Raw genomic sequence first — 232 nt, forward strand, 5'->3', positions numbered from 1 at the left:
GATTGAGGGATCCAACGTGAGCCTATTTTAAACTCAATATCTGCCAGATGAATCCGTGGAGGGCGAACAGATTCTAACAAATCTAAAGCATGGGACCAGTCATATTCTTGGTTGTTTTCCTCTACTAATAGTTGAACTACTTCTATCTTATTGAGAATGTCTCCTGATAAAAACTGATTCTTAGAAAGGTATTTTCTTTCCCCTCTTAAATAGCTTTCTGGATCCATTAAAA

General features: G+C 36.6%; 1 protein-coding gene. It reads right to left on the reverse strand.

Features of this window, described 5'->3' with window-relative positions; translation table 11 throughout:
* On the reverse strand, positions 1-232 hold a 232-nt coding region (locus CBI42_RS12110; RefSeq protein WP_142294177.1), incomplete at both ends, for a hypothetical protein.

The organism is Streptococcus sp. KR (assembly GCF_002238115.1).
In the GTDB taxonomy this organism is placed as follows: domain Bacteria; phylum Bacillota; class Bacilli; order Lactobacillales; family Streptococcaceae; genus Streptococcus.